Here is a 17428-nt window from a genome sequence, read left to right on the forward strand (position 1 = left end):
CGATCACTGCGGCGGTTGCCACGGCTCACCGGTGAGATAGGCCCGCAGCAGCGCCCGCTGGCAGGGCGACATCGAGCGCACCACGGGCATGAACAGGGTGGTGCCTTTGTAGGCGTCCGATGTCCGCGCCAGGATGGGATTCTTGGCGCCCATGATCGCGTCGGGCTGGTTCAGCGGGATGTAGCGCGACATGGCGGGGAAGGCCAGGTAGTGAAAGCGCAGGACGTTGGGGTACATCAGCGGCCAGGTGATGGTGGTGCCCTTGGGGATGCCGAAATCGGTCTGGGCGTATTTGCGGAAGTTGGTGAAGTAGGCGCTGCTGTCCAGGCCGTTGGCAGTACAGGTCAGGGCCACGAAACCCGCCTGGGCGGCACTGTCTGATTTGACGGTGACGGGGAAACTGACGGAAAGCTGGCCGGGGTTTACGGTCAGCGAGTCGGGGAAGTCGAGGAAGTCCCAATACTGCGGTTCCGTATACGCGGCAGGTGGAGCCGCTTTCAGGTCGATTTCGGTGGTACTGGTCACCGGGCCGCCCAGGTATCGGACCTGCAGGGTGATCGACAGGCCTTTGGGGTAGTCCTCGAGATAGACATTGCGTTGGTCGGCGTAGAGCCGATAGATCGATTCAGTCGCTTGCAGCGTGGTGCCGGCAACCTTGCCGGGGGCGTTAATCGCCAGGGCGTTGGTCTGTACCGCCTGCTGTTGGCTGGCGGTCATGGGCAAGTCGACGATGCCGCCATACACGTAATAGTTCAGCAGCGGGCTGCTGGTCGGGTCCAGGGTCGCCAGGGCGGTGGTGCCGGCCGAGATGGTGACGGGGCCGTAGTTGGCGTTGGGGCCGATGGGGCTGGTGATGTCGTCCCTGACGGCGCGGAAGGTTTCCTTCGGAATGACATTCACCATGTCGATGCTCAGGTAACCGTTGCGGGTGCCCAGATCTGCATAGCCGGCATTCCCCGTGGCCTGATTGACCAGTTGTCGGCCTGGCTGGCAGCTCAGCGGCTCGTCGGCGAAAGCCGGGGCCAATGTACCGATGACCCGGCCAATGCTCGGGTTGGGCGTGTACTTGCCGGCCGCGTAGTCGGCGTCCAGTTGCTCGGTGGTCATCGTCGGACACATCTCGAACATGACGAAACGCAGGACGATCCCCGTTGCGCCTGGCGCCTGGATGATCGAACGCAGACCGGCGCTGTTCTGGTTCCAGCTGACGATACTGCTCAGGGGAAAGGTCAACTGGAACGTGCCGCTGGCATGGAAGGAGCCCGGCGCGTCCATCTTCGCCGGCAGCAGAACTCGCCCGGCCACGTCGAAACTGCTGCACACGGTGTTGCTGTGAATCAACAGCTGAATGTCGCTGTTGCCGCCGATCTGCAGTCCGCCGACGAAGATCTGGGTGGTGGTCGAGGAGGTGGGGTCCAGGTCCACCATCATCGGACCGGAAACCGGGCCCTGTTGAGTCACCGGATCCACTGAGCCAAGCAGGTAGACTGGCTGGCCCACCAGGTCGCCGGTGGTGCTGATGCCGCCCGGTATCCCTTGGGAGCTGATCAAGGCGTTCTGCATGTCGACGACGTGCTGCCCGTAGTGATTCCAGCCGCCGGCGGTGTAGTAGTCACCGTTGGGGGCGTTGATCATGTCGTTCAACTGGTCGTCGGTGTAGGACTGCGCGCCCGGTGCCAGGGTCGAGGTGGTCAGGTCGAAGAGCGGCCAGTTGTCGTTGCCATCGAAGGGGATGGTGGGGGAGTTGTTCGGCAGGCTGACGTCGGTGCGGATGCCGCCCCAGAAATTCAGTCGAGGTCCGTTCAGGATGCTCATGATTTATTCCTCGTCCTTGATGGATTTGATGACCGGCGAATTGGCGAATTTGAACAGGTAGGAGAAATCGGACTTGTAGGGGCTCTTGACCGGCGTCGCCATGGAGTGGCAGTTCATGCAACTGCTGTTGGGCTGGATGTAGCTTTCCATGGTCACGTTGGCCGAAAGCGACGGGGTCGGCTGGCCCAGGGGGTTACTGGGGTTGTCCGGCATCAACGGGCGTTGGGTGGTGATGAGTTGGTAGTACTTCAACACGCTTTTCTGCAGGTCGGGATTGCTGCGGTAGTCAGCGTTCACCTTGTCGGTGACCTCGGCAATCGGCGTGACCCGGTTCAATGGGTTGGGGGTCTGGAACGTGGTCCCGGACTTGGGCACGCAGACCAGGTGTGCGCCTTGGGTCTGCCAGTCACAGGGCGACTGGTTGAGGCTGGCGGCGGGGGCGTTGGCGTTGAAGTAGGAATAGGCCATGCCCGATGCCGGCTGGTCGACCCACTGACCGTGCACCAGCGCCTTGGGCGGTACGTTGTCGATCTGCTCGAAGGTCGACCAGATCCACTGCGGATAGCCGTTCACCTTGGTGATGATGTGCAGGCCCACCAGGCCCAGGTAGGCCTCGGTGACGCCGGTGCGTTGGCCCTGGTCATCGAACGTGGCGACGCGGGCGAGCTGGGTCAGGTAGCGGCTGGCATTGTCGCTGGTGGTCAGGATGCGCCAGCTCGACTTGATCTCGATGACGCCGTTGGGAAAGCTGATGTTGTTGGCCTTGGAGACGACATCGGCGTTGTAGTACTGGTTGTTGACGATGTAGTCGTAGGAGTTCTCGTTGGCCGAAATATCGTAGTAGGTCGGGTTGCCGGCCTGGTCGATCAGCCAACCGCCGACGGCCTGGTCGACGGCGTTCACCTGGGTGCTGTTTTTCAATGCCGCAATGTTGATGATGCCCAGGCTCTTGGCTTTCTGCGGGGTATTCCAGGGGCCCGGATTCGCCCCCTGCGGCAGGAAGATTTCTTCCACGGTCTTGTAGGTTTGCCAGACGGTGTAGCCGGCGTCGCCTGGCTGTTTGCTGCAGTCGGGATCACCGCGCTGCCCGTTCTGGGCGGGCCAGTTCATGGCGATGAACATCTGCCAGCTGTACTGATCGAACAGGTCCTGGCTGGCGTTGGCGGAGGGCGCCGTGGTGGGGGGCTGACAGTTCAGGGTGCTGGCCTGTGTCGGTGTGCTCTGGTCGCGGGTCTGGTTCAAAGCCAGGGCCGGCAGACTGACGATCCCCAGCAATATCAGGATGAACGTTTTCATGGCAATCCTTCGTCTTGAGTCGATTCACTGGCGGCGAGGAAGCTTGTTGTGGCGAGGGAGCAAGCGCCCTCGCCACAGTCTCCTTGCCGCATACCCCTTTCAAATCCTTGTGAGTTTCAGGGCTTGCGCTGCATCAGCTTGTTCCACTGGGCCTTCTGGCCGTTGCCCTGCGAAGCCGGAGGCTCGAACAACTGGCAGGGCGGTGGGTTCGACGGACACATCGCGGCCACCTGTGCCCAGGTCTGGGCCGGGTCGGGCTTGGCGATGCGGAAGTTGGTGTAGTTCTGGCTGACGATGGGCGCATTGGCGACGCTGGCGTCACCGGAGAAATAGAACGACTGCGGCGGCCGGTAGGGCGGATGCCCCGACATCTGCTTGTAAAAGGCGTAGCCGAACAGGATCGGCCCCTGCGGTGAGTCGAGGTCCAGGGCATAGGCCTGCACGCTGCCATTGAGGTTCTGGCTGCGCGCGGCGCTGTAGGGCAGGTGCTGGATGAAATCCTGCCGCGGCGGATGGTTCATCGGCGAGAACATGCAGCACGCCGGCATGTCCTTGGGGCGATCCTGCGGATAGGTCAGGAAGTACGCCTTGTTGCCCAGGGACACGAAGGAGCAGGTGTAGTTGTTGTTCTTGATCGGGAAGATCGGCAGGCAGTATTTCTCGTAGTGTTCCATCATCGCGCCGAAACCGTCGCCATCCGGCGGGATGTAGGTGGTGTCGTAGTAGCTGGTGCCCCGGGAGACGGTGTAGTCCGCCGGAACGAGGGTGGTGGGTGGGTTGCTGTAGGGCGGCGGATTCTTCTCGTAGTTGTGCATCACCCGATACATGGTCCAGTCGCTGATCCAGAACGCCGGGAAAAACGGATCGGAAGGGTCGCCCGGTGCGCGTTTGGCGATGCAGTTGCCGTTCTGTTCGTTGCAGCCTTCGGTGTTATGCACCCCCATGGTGAAGTACACCGCGCCGCTGTCCTGGGCAAAAAGCCCCGGACTGAACAACAGGATCAGTAGCAACAGTCGGCTCAAAATGCTGGCTTTCATATCGACACTCCTGTGAAGTGCCGGGCGGCGGGCTCGCCACCCGGTGTTCCTGGGTGAAATTGTCAAAGGCCGTTGTAGTCACTCATGCTGAGAGTCTTGGGCGGAAAGTTGAGCTTCACCAGGCGCTTGGCCCACAGCTCGAGTACGGCGCGGCGGCTTTGTGACAGGTCGCGGGTGATGGGCATCGCCAGGGTGCTCTCATCCTGGTTCTCCTTGCTGATCAATATGATCAACTGATCGACGGCGCCCTCTACGCGCGTGCGGGAATCGAGCGGCATGTACTTGTTCATGATGGGGTACAGGTAATAGAAGGTTTGCAGGACCTTTGGAAAGATGAACGTGTTCCATATCTTTTCCGGGGCGTCCGTGGAGGTACACATGCCATTCCAGGCGCTGATGAAGTCCTCTTGCAACTTCATGTCCACGGGCAGGACCCGTATCGGCGCAAGGAAGTCGACGAAGGTCTGGGTGATCGGGAAGCTGAAGGGAATGACCGGATTTTTGCCGTTCTCCTGCACGAAGAAGCGCAGGGTGGGGAAGCCCGGCGCCACTGCCCGGTAGCCTATCTGGGCGATGCCTTGGGCGTTGGTGGTGATGACGGCGTAGGAGTAACTGATGCTGCTGGCCTTTTTGTCCTGCAGTGTACCGGTGCCAGTGCGACCCTTATCGAGAACCAGGCAGGGGCGCAGGTCGACGGCGACCGGTGTGCCGGAATGTTTGAGGAAGTCTTGATACAAGACCGGGCAGCCCACGGGGTCGGACACGTCTTGCAGATCGGTCAGCCGACGACCGCTGCCGGTGCTGCGATAGAGGTCGACCGTAGCCGCATCGGTGAACTGCGGCAGATTGGCCGTGTTCTTGCTGCGGTCCGTCGGGTTGTCGTAGAACAGGGTGAAGTCGGCTGCGTTGCTGAATGCCAGGTAATAGTTGCTGCTGGTGACCATGAAGGGATTGCCGTACTCCGCTACATACAACGTGGTGTTGGCGGCTGGCTGACCATTTTTCTGCACCATGATGCTCATTATCTTGCGCTCACCGACGTCGATGAAGCTGCCGCTCTCGATCACTTCGGCAGTCCACTGTTGCTGATGGGCGGCCATTATCGAAGGGGTTGGGGCCGCGTTGCGCTGTTGCAGGAGTAGGGGGCCGGATTGCAGTACTCCCTTGGCATTGGAGCTGAGGACGAGGTCGAGGATGCCCGAACGTTTTTCGAAGGCCGATTGCTGGTATTGCTCGAAACCGAAGCCGGCCGCTGCGGTGAATCGCCCTTGCTGGCGGACGCCCAGCAGGTAGCTGCCGGAGTTGAATTTCTCTGGAACGAGGATGTCGGCGTCGGGGTTCACCGGATAGCATGGAAACGTGTTGCTCAGGTCCAGTGACAGGACGTTGCCGGTGAGCTGCGCCGAGATCACCCCCAGGCTCGCACTTTGATCATCCTGTCCCGGTTGAGTCATCGTCACTGGCTGGTTGGGCACCAGGCGCAGCCCGGCGGGGGCGGTGGGGTATTCGTTGGCGAACCACAGGCCCAGCACCGCCGAGGTGCGGCTGTAGGCGGGGTTGAAGAAAATCTGGTTGACGTTGTCCAAGCCCTTCTTGTACAGCTCGCGCACATGCGCCATGACTTCCGGGTTGTTGGAACGGGTGTTGAGGCGCTGCGGGTAATCGTTGAATATCCCGTTCTTGTCGTAGCAGGTCAGGTAGGCGGAAAACCGGAACATCAGGCCCTGCGCCCCTTGCTGCTTCATCTGCTGTTGGAGGTTGTTCAGCAGGGATGAGTTGCCGATCAGCCATTCCAGATTCTCCTTGGGGAAGCAGGTCTGCCAGGTGGTGCTGACATTCACCAGCCCACCCAGGGCGCCCCAACTGAAGTTCAGGAAGCGGTCCATCATCCGGTACTTGCGGTTCAGCGTCAGGCCGCAGGACCCGTCCCCCAGCACCAGTTTGTCGAAATACAACGCCGTGAACGTGTTCTGCCATGGACTGATGTCCACGAAGCGCGCCGGAGTCGGGGCAGAGCTGCCCAGGGGGCTGCCGAGCAGTTGGTATGGCTTGCCGACCAGCGAATCATGGTCGATGTAGGTATTGGCCTGCAATTCGCCGCCGATGACGGTCGAGGTGGTTTTCCCGTAGTTCACCAGGCCGCAACCGTTGTCGCCGAACAGATCCCATTCGGCGGGCATGTAGGGGTCATGCTTTGGATTGATATTGCCGGGCACCTGCTGCACATAGGTCGGCATGTTAGCCATGTGCTGCGTCGAGAGGGTCCATGGCATCAGTGTGTCGGGGGCGTTGTTGTTGTCGATGCCGAAGTGCTGCATGAACGGCCAGTTGATGTCCATGTTTACTGCGTCATACAGCGGGAACATATCGTTGTTGTTGGCCGTCGGCGGATTCCAGAACATCTCGCCGTTGAGGTAGATGCGGGGGAAATTCAATACGCTCATGTCGTGCTCTCCTTAGCGTTTCCACTGGGCGCGTTTCAGCGACCAGACAAAATCCAGCTTGTTGTAGCCGTTGAAGGCTTTGTCCGGCAGCGGTGCAGTGGGGTAGGTGAGGCCCCCTGAGCTCGGGATGGCGAAATTGAAGTAGCCGTCGTTCTTCGAGTAGGCGGCGGTGCTGTGGCAGGCCAGGCAGGACGATGAGTCCTGGAATGCCGATTCCAGCTGCGAGTTCGCCAGGACCTGGGTAATCGGTTGGAATTCCACGCCGATCAGCTCGTACTTCGACAGCGGCGGGTTACTGGCCTGGAACCGGGCATTGACCGGTATGGCATCCGGTGTCGGCCCGGTGTGGTTTGTCATCGGCTTGGGTGGCTTGCCCTTGGTCACGGTGTACTTGTGGTTATTGATGTTTTCGAAGGTGGTCCAGACCCAGTTGGCGTCCAGCTTGTTGACGACATGCAAACCACTCAACGCCGCATAACCGACCTGATAACTGGAGCCCACGGCGTAGTAGGCCTGGGCCACGTAGTAGCCATCTTTTTCCAGCTGCGTCTTGTAGTTCGTGTCCGTGCCGATCCACAGCCAGGAGGCTTTCAACTCCCAGGCCGTGGCCGGAAAGTTCAGGTTGCTCGTCAGGGCCGCTTGACCATCCACGTTGTAGACGTTGTTTTTGACGATGTAGTCGTAGGTGTCCTGGCCCATCAGCAGTTGAAAGCGCACGACGTGACCTTTTTGTGCCTCGGGCACGGCTTTACCGCCCATTTCCAGGCTCAGGCCGTCGACCTGTTGGACGGCGTTGAGGTTATGAAACAGACGACTCGAATTCAGCCCCAGGGCTCGGGCTTGCCTGATCACCTCATCCGGTAGTTTCATACGGCTGTCATATGAACCGGGGTTGGCGCCATTGGCCAGATAGACCTGATCGGAAGGTTTGAACAACTCCCACTGACGGTTGTAGCCGTTGGCGTCGGCCCGGTTCAAACAGACGAACCAGTTCCAGGCCATGGTTTCGGGACTGGTGTTGAACGCGGATCGGGTCTGGTCGACGTTCGTTCCGAACTGCAGGAATTTGTCGCAGTTGAAGGGGCCGGTGTTCTCGGCCTGGGCCAATCCGGCCAGGGCACTCAGAACTGTGATGGTAATGGCTCGCCGCATGGAAGCTCCTTGGCATTGGCCGTGTCGGTGTGAGGGCGCCCCAGGAAGTGTTCCAGGAGCAGTTGTTTCACCGCCGTGGCCGCAAGTTGCTGGGGCAATGGCAGATCACAATTGGTGATGAGCAGCGGGCCGGTCAGCTCGCTGTCGGGCAGGCGTCCATGGCTGCCGCGAACCAGTCCGGTGTCCAGTGGAATCAGGTCCATGTAGTAGCGAAAACCGAGCTTCTTCTGCAGCAGGCGCCGCGCCACTTTCAGTTTTGGGAAACGAATGGCCGGGTCGATGAACAGCTCCAGCGGGTCGTAGCCCGGCTTGCGGTGGATGTCCACGGTGCGAGCAAAGTCAGGGGCCTTGCGGTCGTCGAACCAGTAGTAATAGTCGAACCAATGCCCCGGCTCGGCCACGACCACCAGCTCACCGCTGCGCGGATGGTCCAGGTGCCAGGCCCGTTGTTCGGCTTTGTCCAGCACCTGCTCGATGCCGGGTTGGCGCAGCAGCAGCGCCTTGACCCGAGGAATGTCCTGCGCCTGTTTCACATAGACATGGGCGATCTGATGATCGGCGACGGCGAACGCGGCACTGGCGCCTGGGTCGAGCAGTTCCCAGCTCAGGGACTGACGCACTTGCAGCAAACCTTCCGAGCGCAACAGTCGGTTGATAGACACCGATTGGCGGACGGCCTCGATGCCGTATTCGGAGAGCAACATCACCGCTGCGCCTTGCGCCTGGGCAAAGTCCAGCAGGCGACCTACCTCACTGTCGATGGCACGCACTTCCCCGGCAATCGACGGATGATCAGGGCCCAGGCGTTGCAGGCTGTAGTCCAGGTGAGGCAGGTAGATCAACTGCAGGTCGGGACGGTTGATGGCGAATTCGGCGATGGCACAGTCGACGATCCAGCGGCTCGACGCGATGCCGGCGGCCGGTCCCCAGAAGGCTGGGAAGGGGAACTCGCCGATCTGCTGTTCGATACGTTCATGCAACGTGGGCGGTGCCGAATACAGGCCGAACATCTTGCGACCATCGGCGGGATAGTGCGGGCGTGGCGTGATGGCAGCGTCCACGTCTGCGTACATGTTGTACCACCAGAACAACTGGCTGCAGCGAAACCCCGGAAGCCGGCGCTTGAGCGTATGCCAGACCTTTTCACCCTGGATCAGGGCGTTGGGCTGCAGCCAGAAACGTACTTCGGCCTGGTCGCGAAAATACCAGCCGTTGCCGACGATGCCGTGTTCAGAGGGTGTCAGCCCGGTGAGGATCGAGGCTTGCACCGACGAGGTGACGGCCGGGAACACCGGTTGCAGGGTCGCCATCTTGGCCGTCTTCAGCAGCGCATTGATGTGCGGCGTCGACGCGCCCAGCAGCGCCGGGGTCAGCCCCACCACGTTGATCAGCAGCAGCGGTTGGCACGGGCGCTCAGCGGGCATTGGCATACGCCTCCCTCGCTTGAGGTTGCAGCAGGTGCCGGTGGCGCAGTTGCTCTTCGACCCAGCGCAGTTCCCTGGCGATGCCCTGGAGTTGGGCATGGGCGCTGGTGGGACGCAGTTGCTCCGGCAGGACGCCCCAGCTGTAGGTTTCCACTTCCAGTACCGGACGAAAATCCTCGTGGCCGGCGAGGAAATCGAAAGTCTGCGCCAGGGCGATCTGGCTGCCGCTGAGTTCGGGCAACAGCAAGTGTTCGCTGAACAGCGGAATGTGGAAATGAATCCGCAACTCGGGGTTGTGCCCGGGGTTCCTCGTGCATTCGTCGAGGGCGGCGGGGAGGTCCGCCCAGGCCGCCAGGCGATCCTGCCCGTCACGGGCTTTCACCTGGTGCAGGTAGGTGGCTTCGGCAAAATCGCCCAGGGTCTTGAGGACCTGCTCGCGGCGCTCGACATCCTGGGGCAGTTGGCAGATCAAGGCGTTGGACAGCTGGATCTTGCCCACGGGCACCCGCGCCTGGCGCAGCTTATCCAGTGACTGATAACAGTCCTCGAAGACCACGGCCTGGTGGCATACGTCAAAACACAGCGCCAGATGATCATGGTGCGGATCGCTGGCTTGCAGGCGGTGGAAGAAGGCGATGGCCTGGTCGGTGTGTTCCAGCACACAGTCCGGTTCCATCTCCAGGCAGAACACGATCTTCTTGCCGGTCTCCTGATGCAGCCTGTGCAGTGAGGCGGTGAGTTGGCGCAACTGATGCTCGGCGCGCCGGTGCAAGATTGCATTCCAATGGGCGGCATAACCCAGTGGCACGGTGGAAATCACCCCTTGGTGGCAGTCCACCGGTAAGGCTTCGGCAAGGATTCTCGCCAGGTTCAGGCTGTACACCAGCCGCTTCGGATCGGCCCAACTGGGCAGGTAGACCTCGGCCTTCACCGCGCCCTGATGAAACTGGCCGTAGGGGAAACCATTGAGCGAGGTCAGGCGCAGCCCGCTGCATCGCAGCAGGTCGAGGAAGGCCGCGCGCGCCGAGGTTTGTTGCAGTTCGGCGGCGGCGAGGGCGCTGATCCACAGGCCGCTGTCCTGTTCGTCGAGCCTGCGCAACGTGCGCACACCCTTGAAATGCTGTTCGATGGAAGACCGCAGCCCGGCCAGGTCACGGGTCGGGTGCACGTTGCTGCAATAGCCGACCTGCGCGGCTTGCCAACCCGTGCCGGCGTTCATTTGATCACCGGTTCCTGGCCGCGCAAGGCGGAATTTTCCTGCCACTGCCGCCGCTGGTCGATGGGCAATGGGGTGCTGACCAGGGTCTTGTCCAATTGGCCGCTCTGGGCAAAGAAGTCCACCGGGTTGTGGAACAGCACCTGCTCGACCTGCGCTTCACTGAAGCCGGCCGCCAACATGGCCTGGCCGGTTTTCGGCACCTTGAGCGGGTCGCTGATGCCCCAGTCGGCGGCGCTGTTGACCACCATTTTCTCGGTGCCGTATTCCTGCAACAGGGCGACCATGCGCTGTTCCGACATCTTGGTATTGGGGTAGATGGAATGGCCGCGCCAGCAGTCGGTATCCAGCACCAGGGGCAGGGTCAATTCGTTGAGGTGGTCGATGATCACCAAGTGCTCGGCAATCCCGACTTCACGAATGACCGCCAGAGTTCGCTTGGTGCCGCCGATCTTGTCGCGGTGCGGGGTGTGCACCAGTACCGGCAGATTGAACTGCTTGGCCAGTTCCAGTTGCGCGGCGAGGAAACGATCTTCTTCCGGGGTGATGTCGTCGTAGCCGATTTCGCCGACCGCGACCACGCCGTCCTTCACCAGGTAGCGTGGCAGGATCTCCAGTACTTCGTTGGCGATCGACAGGTCGTTGGCTTCCTTGGGGTTGAGGCCGATGGTGCAGAAATGATGGATGCCGAACATGCTGGCGCGAAAGTGCTCCCAGCCCAGCAGAGTATCGAAGTAGTCGATGAAACTGCCGACACTGGTCCTGGCCTGGCCCTGCCAGAAGGCCGGTTCGATGACCCCGGTGATGCCGGCGGCCGCCATGTTCTGGTAATCATCGGTGGTGCGGCTGACCATATGAATATGCGGATCGAAGTACTTGGGCATGGTGAGTCCTCATCAAGAAGGCAGGGAACCGTTGAACATCAGTTCAGTGAGATGTGGGCCAGGTCGTCGTGCCATTCCGGTGGCAGGCGTTGCTGCTGGCCGAGGCCGACCAGGCGCTGGCGTTGCGCCGGGCTGAGCAGGTCGAAATCGATGATGCGGGGCAACCCGGCGGACACCGTCCGCTCGGCGGCGAGTTGTTCGGCCAGCAGGTCGAGGGCCAATTGGTTGAGACTGACGCTGCGCCGTTGTGTCAGGCCGAGCAGGCGCCGCACGTCGAGTCCCATGCCCAGGGCCTTCAACACCAGTTGATGGAAGGCCCGGTCGTCGTAGTGACGTGACGGATAGAAGGTGTCCAGCGCGAGAGCGGCAAACACCTGGCTGTTACTGGTGCGCCCGGCTTGCAAGGCAAGCTCCACGCATGCCCCCTGGCTGTCGAGCCAATCAAGGGCTTTCAAGAGCGCGATCTTTTCCTGGTCGTCGCCCCACAGGAACAACTGGCGGAGCAAGGGCAATTGCTCGGCGGCGGGCTGTTGCTCCAGCACCTGGACCAGCAACAATGCCCGTGTGAGCTGCACGGTGCTCCAGTCGGCCTTGCCGGGCAGTGCATGCTCCTTGATATGACGCTTGCACTGGCTGCTCAACAGCGCCGTGGTCGTCGCATCCGGGCGTTGGGCAAGCTGCTCCCGTGCCTGACTCCACCATTGCCGCTCGGCATCGTCGAGCTGTTGCGTGAGCAACTGGTGATGTTCGGCGAGGCAATCGTGACGCATTTCAAAGACCGTCGATGACGGCGCGGTAACGTCCGTGTTCATGTCGGTTTGACCCAGCGTTGGAAGTGTGGGAGCAGGAAAAACACCAAGACACAGGCCAGGCTGCCTAGTGGCTGGTCAGCCACCGCCAGCACCAGGGCATCGAACAGTGGCAGGGCCGCCAGCCCGGCACCGATAAACGCCCGTACCTGCCGTTGCTGTGGTTGCGCCAGGTGACGCCAGTAACTGCGGCCCAGCCATCCCAGCCAGAGCAGCATGACCGGCCAGAACCAGAGGCTATTGGAGTAGAACGCCAGCACCAACGGGCTCAGCATCAGCAGCAGGGGCAAACGGCTGAGCAACTGATTACGGTGTTCCTGGCGGGCCAGATAGGTCAGGCCGCTGATGTAGACGCCGAGCAGCATCGCGCACAGCCAGATCGGCCCCGGCGGAATCGCCAGGCTGGCCGCCGCCGTGAGGTAGAGTGCCGAGCGACAGGCGCCCATCAGCCAGACGCTGTGGGCGTATTTCTTGTGCAGCACGTTGTAGCCGAGGATGCAGGCCACCAGCAGGGTGGCGCTGCCCAGCATCCAGTGTGGTTGATCGATCAGCCGGCTCAGGCCCAGCAGAGCGGCGGCAGCGAGCATCAGGAGCAATGCGGTAGCCAAGCGTACTTGCTGGCGGCTGACCAGGCCCAGGGTGATGGGGCGGGGGTTGTGGTGTTGTTGGTCCCAGTCGGCGTCCAGCAAGTCATTCAATAACATGCCGGCCAGGTACAGCAGCGACAGAGCGGCCAGCAGCAGGAGCCACACCAGGGACGACGGCGGCGCCAGGGCTCCGGCGCTGCTGGCGAGCAGGGCGGCGGCCAGGGTGTTGGTCCACACCGTGGGCAGGTTGGAGACCCGGCCCAGGGTCATCCAGGTCTTGATATTCAGCGGTGCCTGGCTCATTGCGCGCAGCCTTCGCTCAGGGCGAGCGCTGGATCACCGAGGGCGGACAACCGCTGCAATGCCTGCTCCATTCGAGCGGCATCGATCTCGTGCAGGTCCAGGGATTCGCCGATCCGATTGAGCATGGGGATAGAGAGTTGCCCGCCCAGGTGCTGGCGGAACTCTTCCAGCCCGAGCAACACTGGCGAACGACCCTGTGCATCCTTGAGGTTCAACTCCGGTGGGTTGAGGCTGAAGCCGAGCTTGAGCAGCAGACGCAGGATGCGCTCGCTGTCGGCATCGCTCAACAGTCCCAGGGTGTTGGCATACAGGCTGTCCAAGGCGATGCCTACCGCCACCGCTTCACCATGGCGCAGCCGGTGATGACTGAGATTTTCCAACTTGTGCGCCGCCCAGTGACCGTAGTCCAACGGGCGACCGTTGCCGCGCTCGAACGGGTCGCCGGCTCCGGTGATGTGCGCCAGGTGCAGCTCGGCGCAACGGCGGATGGCATAGCGGCTGGCGGCATGATCGAAGCGGGCGAGGGCGTCGGCCTGTTGCTCCATCCATTGGAAGAAAGCCTGGTCCTTGATCAGTGCAACTTTCACCGCTTCGGCCAACCCGGCGATCTGATCGCGATGGCTGAGGCTGATCAGCAGCTGGAAATCGTTGATCACCGCCGTGGCGGGGTAGAACGCACCGAGCAGATTCTTCTGGCCGAAGGCATTGATGCCGTTCTTCACGCCGATGCCCGCGTCGTTCTGGGCCAGCACGGTGCTAGGGATTCGGATCAGGCGCATGCCGCGATGGAACGTGGCGCAGGCATAGCCCACCGCATCCAGCACCGCACCACCGCCCAGGGCCAGCACATAGCAATGCCGGTCCAGGCCATGCTGCAGCATGTCGCTGTAGAGCTGCTGCAGCACTTGGGAATCCTTGCTCAGTTCGCCGGCCGGTACGGCAATCGGTGGCGCCTGCAAACGCAGGTCCGCTGAGTGGGCGGTGAAGTAGGCGTCGATCTGTTCCGGCAACGATGGGACGCTGTGTAGCAGTTGTTCATCGGCGAACACCAGGACCGTCACCGGGCCTCGTTGTCGGGTGGTGAGTTGGCGGTGAAGGCAGGGATTGAGCGGGTCGAACAGATGATCGGTGAATATCACCGGGTAGTCGTAACTGACCTCGAAACGCCCGCGCAGGGGCTGCTCGGTGTCGCGTTTGCGCAGGCTTTTGAACAGGCTGTACCCGGCGATGAACAACCCGGGCAAGACCATGCTGGCAAGCAGGGTCACCAGCAACGCATTCTGCTCGACGAGGAAGGTGCCGATGGCGCTATAGGCCAGCGCCAGGCCTGCGTTGGCCAGGACCGTCACCGGCACGAACGCTCGCAGCGGGTAACGTTGCATCCCTGCCGCCACCACCGAGGTTTCCGCCAACACCGGCACGCCTCGCAGGCAGATCAACGACAGCGTGCCCAACCGATACCCCAGCTGGCCCGGTTGACGCTGATGCAGACCCAAGCGGCCGGACAGCAGTCGGAAATAACCGGCGCCCAAGGCATAACCCAGCCCGGCCCCCAGGCACAGCCCGAGGAAAATCACCAGGTAACCACCGACGCTGCCAAGCATCGCCACGGCCAGCAGCGCAACCATGCTCGACGGCACCGGTAACACCACGTCCAGCGTCAGCAGGGCAATCAGCAACAACGCCAGGTTGAGTTTCTGGGACGGCGTCGTAGGCAGGTACAGGTTGAGATGGGTCAGGAAGTCTTGGATCTGCTGTTCGAACAGCACGAAGCTGGCGATCACCAGGCCTGAGAAGCAGATCAGCGACAGCCAGAAAGGCGTGGCTGGACCTTTTTGCGAGAGTGCACGAAACCACCGGCTACGCTTCATCAAAGCATCCCTCTTTTATATTTTTGACTTATTCCGTGTCAGTAATCTAAAAGCAGCGTCTGGTGGTTTTCAGGTCGATAGAGGCTCTCGCTTGAGGGGCTGACCCAGGTGCGTTGGGTTGCGCTTGTGAAGACAGTTTTGAATCTAGTCGGGCATCGTCTTTTTGCAAGGCGATTTGATGGCAAATTGATTTTTCGCCGACAGGTGCCGCCGTCATCGCGGGCAAGCCCGGTTCCCACAGGGTTTGATGGTGTATGCAAATACTGCGTTCACTCCAAATCCCGTGTGGGAGCGAGCCTGCTCGCGATGGCGGTAGATCAGCTTGCGGTGATGTTGACTGTACCGCCGTCATCGCGGGCAAGCCCGGCTCCCACAGGGTTTGATGGTGTATGCAAATACTGCGTTCACTCCAAATCCCGTGTGGGAGCGAGCCTGCTCGCGATGGCGGTGGATCAGCCGACGTTGATGTCAGCCGTGCTTCTCCATTCAACCATCCAGCAAAGTCATCGTCCGGGCATCGTACCGCTCGCCCGCCACCGCCTCGTTGGTGCCGAAAATCTCATCCAGCTGGGCGAGTTCATCGGCACTCAAGACCACCTCGGCGGCCGCCACATTACTCTCCAGGTATTTGCGCTGTTTGGTCCCCGGAATCGGGATGACATGGTCGCCCTGGGCCAACACCCACGCCAGGGCCAGTTGTGAGGCACTGATGTGTTTGTCCGCGGCCAACGCCTTGACCCGTTCCACCAGCATCAGGTTGCGACGGAAGTTGTCTGCCTGGAAGCGCGGGTTGAAGCGGCGATAGTCATCGGCAGCGAAGTCTTCCGGTGTCTTCAGCTCGCCGGTCAGAAAGCCCCGGCCCAACGGGCTGTAGGCGACAAACGCGATGCCCAGGCGACGGCAGGTATCGAGCACGTCATTGTGTTCGGGCTCGCGGGACCACAACGAGTATTCGCTTTGCACCGCTGCCAGTGGATGCACCGCGTGCGCTCGTCGAATGGTCTCGGCGCTGGCCTCGGAGATGCCGATCTGGCGGACCTTGCCGGCCTTGACCAGCTCGGCCATGGTCCCGATGGTTTCTTCAATGGGCACCTGAGGGTCGATGCGGTGTTGGTAGTAGAGATCGATGTAATCGGTACCCAGACGCTTGAGGCTGCCATCGACGGATTGCCTGACGTATTCGGGACGACCATTGACGCCTCGGGCATGAGGATCGCTGCTGCGCACCAGTCCGAACTTCGTCGCCAGATAGAGGCTGTCGCGCTTGCCTTTCAAGGCCCGGCCGAGGAGCTCTTCATTGGTGTGGGGGCCGTACATATCGGCGGTGTCGAACATCGTCACCCCCAGCTCCAGCGCGCGATGCAGCGTGGCAATCGACTCTCGTTCGTCGCCGCCGGTGGTATAGAAATCCGACATGCCCATGCAGCCCAGGCCGATGGCGGAAACGTGGGGACCTTGATGACCCAATTGGCGGGTTTTCATGATGTTGCTCCTGCAGATGAATGACACGCTCAGCTTGCGGTAAACGATTGCATGGATAAATCCACGAATATTGGTTTAACTATTCGTGATTTCTAAATAGTGAGGTGAGCCATTGGACCGTTTACAGGCCATGCAAGTGTTCCGGCGCATTGTCGAGCTGGGCGGTTTTGGCAAGGCCGCCGATGACCTTGAATTGCCCCGAGCCACCGTCAGCCTGCTGATTCAACAGCTCGAAGCGCACCTGGGCGTGCAATTGCTCCAGCGCACCACGCGACAGGTGCGCGCCACGCTTGACGGTGAAGCCTACTACCAGCGCTGCGGCCAACTGCTCGACGATCTCGATGACCTCGAAGGTTCACTGTCGGCACAACGGAGCCAGCCTCGCGGCACCTTGCGGGTGGACATGCCCATCGCCTTCGGTTGCAGCTGGATCCTGCCGCGCCTGCCGGACTTCTATCGACGCTATCCGGCGCTGCAACTGGACATCGGCTTTCACGACCGGCAAGTGCATCTGCAGCGCGAAGGCGTGGATTGTGCGATCCGCGCCGGCAATATCACCGACCAGGCGTTGGTGGCACGGCCCATCGTGCGATTGCACCAACTGACCTGCGCCAGCCCCGACTATCTGGCCCGGTCGGGCACGCCTCGGCAACTGGAGGACCTGGCGACGCATCGCGCCATCAGCTTCGCGTCCGGCAATGGGCGTTACTTCCCCTTCGAATTCGAGGTGGCGGGGCAGGTGCGTGAGTTGCAGATGCCGGGCGAACTGACTGTCAACAATGCCGATGCCTACGTCAGCGCCTGCGAGGCGGGATTCGGCTTGATCCAGGTGCCGCGCTACCACGTTCAGCAGCAGTTGGCCGAAGGGCGCCTGGTGCAGGTTCTGAGCGACTATGCGGTGCCGTTGTGGCCGATTTCGGTCGTGTACCCACCCCATCGACAGCTGTCGCCACGGGTGCGGGTGTTCATCGACTGGGTGATTGAGGTGTTGCACGGGGAAGCGGATGTGCATGGGGAATGGATGGTGAGGATCTAGTGGTCGTGATGGCCAAGGCGGGGGGCTCCTGGCGCCCGCTACCGGAGTAGTTGCGCCAGGGCTCACGATCAT

At 61.5% G+C, this 17428-nt stretch carries 13 protein-coding genes; 1 reads left to right on the top strand and 12 read right to left on the bottom strand.

What is annotated here, in order from left to right; all coding sequences use genetic code 11:
* Window positions 1–3: 3 nt before the first annotated feature.
* The 12 genes from PCOSP_RS13415 to PCOSP_RS13470 form a co-directional block, all read right to left on the bottom strand.
* A complete protein-coding gene (locus PCOSP_RS13415; protein ID WP_464711647.1) occupies window positions 4–1815 on the bottom strand; it encodes a hypothetical protein in 1812 nt (603 codons plus the stop codon).
* A 3-nt stretch (window positions 1816–1818) separates the two neighbouring features.
* A complete protein-coding gene (locus tag PCOSP_RS13420) occupies window positions 1819–3111 on the bottom strand; it encodes a hypothetical protein (RefSeq protein WP_464711649.1) in 1293 nt (430 codons plus the stop codon).
* Window positions 3112–3227: 116 nt separating this feature from the next.
* On the bottom strand, window positions 3228–4148 hold the full coding sequence (locus PCOSP_RS13425) for a hypothetical protein (protein WP_175362875.1): 921 nt from the start codon (window positions 4146–4148) through the stop codon (window positions 3228–3230).
* A 62-nt stretch (window positions 4149–4210) separates the two neighbouring features.
* Window positions 4211–6592, bottom strand: coding sequence for a hypothetical protein (locus tag PCOSP_RS13430; protein WP_175362874.1), 2382 nt, complete (start codon window positions 6590–6592; stop codon window positions 4211–4213).
* Window positions 6593–6604: 12 nt separating this feature from the next.
* Window positions 6605–7744: a hypothetical protein gene (locus PCOSP_RS13435; RefSeq protein ID WP_139642453.1), complete on the bottom strand. Its 1140-nt coding sequence runs from the start codon at window positions 7742–7744 to the stop codon at window positions 6605–6607.
* The gene (locus PCOSP_RS13440; RefSeq protein ID WP_464711652.1) at window positions 7714–9168 is read right to left on the bottom strand and encodes an alkaline phosphatase family protein; all 1455 of its coding nucleotides are present in this window, start codon (window positions 9166–9168) and stop codon (window positions 7714–7716) included. Before PCOSP_RS13440 ends, PCOSP_RS13435 begins: the two co-directional genes overlap by 31 nt.
* A complete protein-coding gene (gene eboE / locus PCOSP_RS13445; protein WP_464711654.1) occupies window positions 9158–10387 on the bottom strand; it encodes a metabolite traffic protein EboE in 1230 nt (409 codons plus the stop codon). Before eboE ends, PCOSP_RS13440 begins: the two co-directional genes overlap by 11 nt.
* Complete coding sequence (locus PCOSP_RS13450; RefSeq protein ID WP_464711656.1) at window positions 10384–11268, bottom strand: TatD family hydrolase; 885 nt, start codon at window positions 11266–11268, stop codon at window positions 10384–10386. The genes eboE and PCOSP_RS13450 overlap by 4 nt, the downstream gene beginning before the upstream one ends.
* Window positions 11269–11306: 38 nt before the next feature.
* Window positions 11307–12080 (bottom strand): EboA domain-containing protein, encoded by a 774-nt coding sequence (locus tag PCOSP_RS13455; RefSeq protein WP_464711657.1) that lies wholly within the window; start codon window positions 12078–12080, stop codon window positions 11307–11309.
* Window positions 12077–12967 (bottom strand): UbiA family prenyltransferase, encoded by an 891-nt coding sequence (locus tag PCOSP_RS13460; protein ID WP_139642467.1) that lies wholly within the window; start codon window positions 12965–12967, stop codon window positions 12077–12079. Before PCOSP_RS13460 ends, PCOSP_RS13455 begins: the two co-directional genes overlap by 4 nt.
* Entirely contained in the window at window positions 12964–14838 is a 1875-nt protein-coding gene (locus PCOSP_RS13465) for a 3-dehydroquinate synthase (RefSeq protein WP_464711658.1), read from the bottom strand. The genes PCOSP_RS13460 and PCOSP_RS13465 overlap by 4 nt, the downstream gene beginning before the upstream one ends.
* Window positions 14839–15324: 486 nt before the next feature.
* Entirely contained in the window at window positions 15325–16320 is a 996-nt protein-coding gene (locus PCOSP_RS13470; protein WP_464711659.1) for an aldo/keto reductase, read from the bottom strand.
* Window positions 16321–16432: 112 nt separating this feature from the next.
* Here PCOSP_RS13470 and PCOSP_RS13475 point away from each other — a divergent pair, with 112 nt between their 5' ends.
* Entirely contained in the window at window positions 16433–17356 is a 924-nt protein-coding gene (locus PCOSP_RS13475) for a LysR family transcriptional regulator (RefSeq protein ID WP_139642476.1), read from the top strand.
* The last annotated feature ends 72 nt before the right edge of the window (window positions 17357–17428 follow it).

Source organism: Pseudomonas sp. MAFF 730105, assembly GCF_055380705.1.

What these genes read in the sequence shown, in the direction of transcription:
- PCOSP_RS13415 (WP_464711647.1), bottom strand. Translation starts at nt 1,815, where the DNA reads ATGAGCATCCTGAACGGACCTCGACTGAATTTCTGGGGCGGCATCCGC.
- PCOSP_RS13420 (WP_464711649.1), bottom strand. Translation starts at nt 3,111, where the DNA reads ATGAAAACGTTCATCCTGATATTGCTGGGGATCGTCAGTCTGCCGGCC.
- PCOSP_RS13425 (WP_175362875.1), bottom strand. Translation starts at nt 4,148, where the DNA reads ATGAAAGCCAGCATTTTGAGCCGACTGTTGCTACTGATCCTGTTGTTC.
- PCOSP_RS13430 (WP_175362874.1), bottom strand. Translation starts at nt 6,592, where the DNA reads ATGAGCGTATTGAATTTCCCCCGCATCTACCTCAACGGCGAGATGTTC.
- PCOSP_RS13435 (WP_139642453.1), bottom strand. Translation starts at nt 7,744, where the DNA reads ATGCGGCGAGCCATTACCATCACAGTTCTGAGTGCCCTGGCCGGATTG.
- PCOSP_RS13440 (WP_464711652.1), bottom strand. Translation starts at nt 9,168, where the DNA reads ATGCCCGCTGAGCGCCCGTGCCAACCGCTGCTGCTGATCAACGTGGTG.
- eboE (WP_464711654.1), bottom strand. Translation starts at nt 10,387, where the DNA reads ATGAACGCCGGCACGGGTTGGCAAGCCGCGCAGGTCGGCTATTGCAGC.
- PCOSP_RS13450 (WP_464711656.1), bottom strand. Translation starts at nt 11,268, where the DNA reads ATGCCCAAGTACTTCGATCCGCATATTCATATGGTCAGCCGCACCACC.
- PCOSP_RS13455 (WP_464711657.1), bottom strand. Translation starts at nt 12,080, where the DNA reads ATGAACACGGACGTTACCGCGCCGTCATCGACGGTCTTTGAAATGCGT.
- PCOSP_RS13460 (WP_139642467.1), bottom strand. Translation starts at nt 12,967, where the DNA reads ATGAGCCAGGCACCGCTGAATATCAAGACCTGGATGACCCTGGGCCGG.
- PCOSP_RS13465 (WP_464711658.1), bottom strand. Translation starts at nt 14,838, where the DNA reads ATGAAGCGTAGCCGGTGGTTTCGTGCACTCTCGCAAAAAGGTCCAGCC.
- PCOSP_RS13470 (WP_464711659.1), bottom strand. Translation starts at nt 16,320, where the DNA reads ATGAAAACCCGCCAATTGGGTCATCAAGGTCCCCACGTTTCCGCCATC.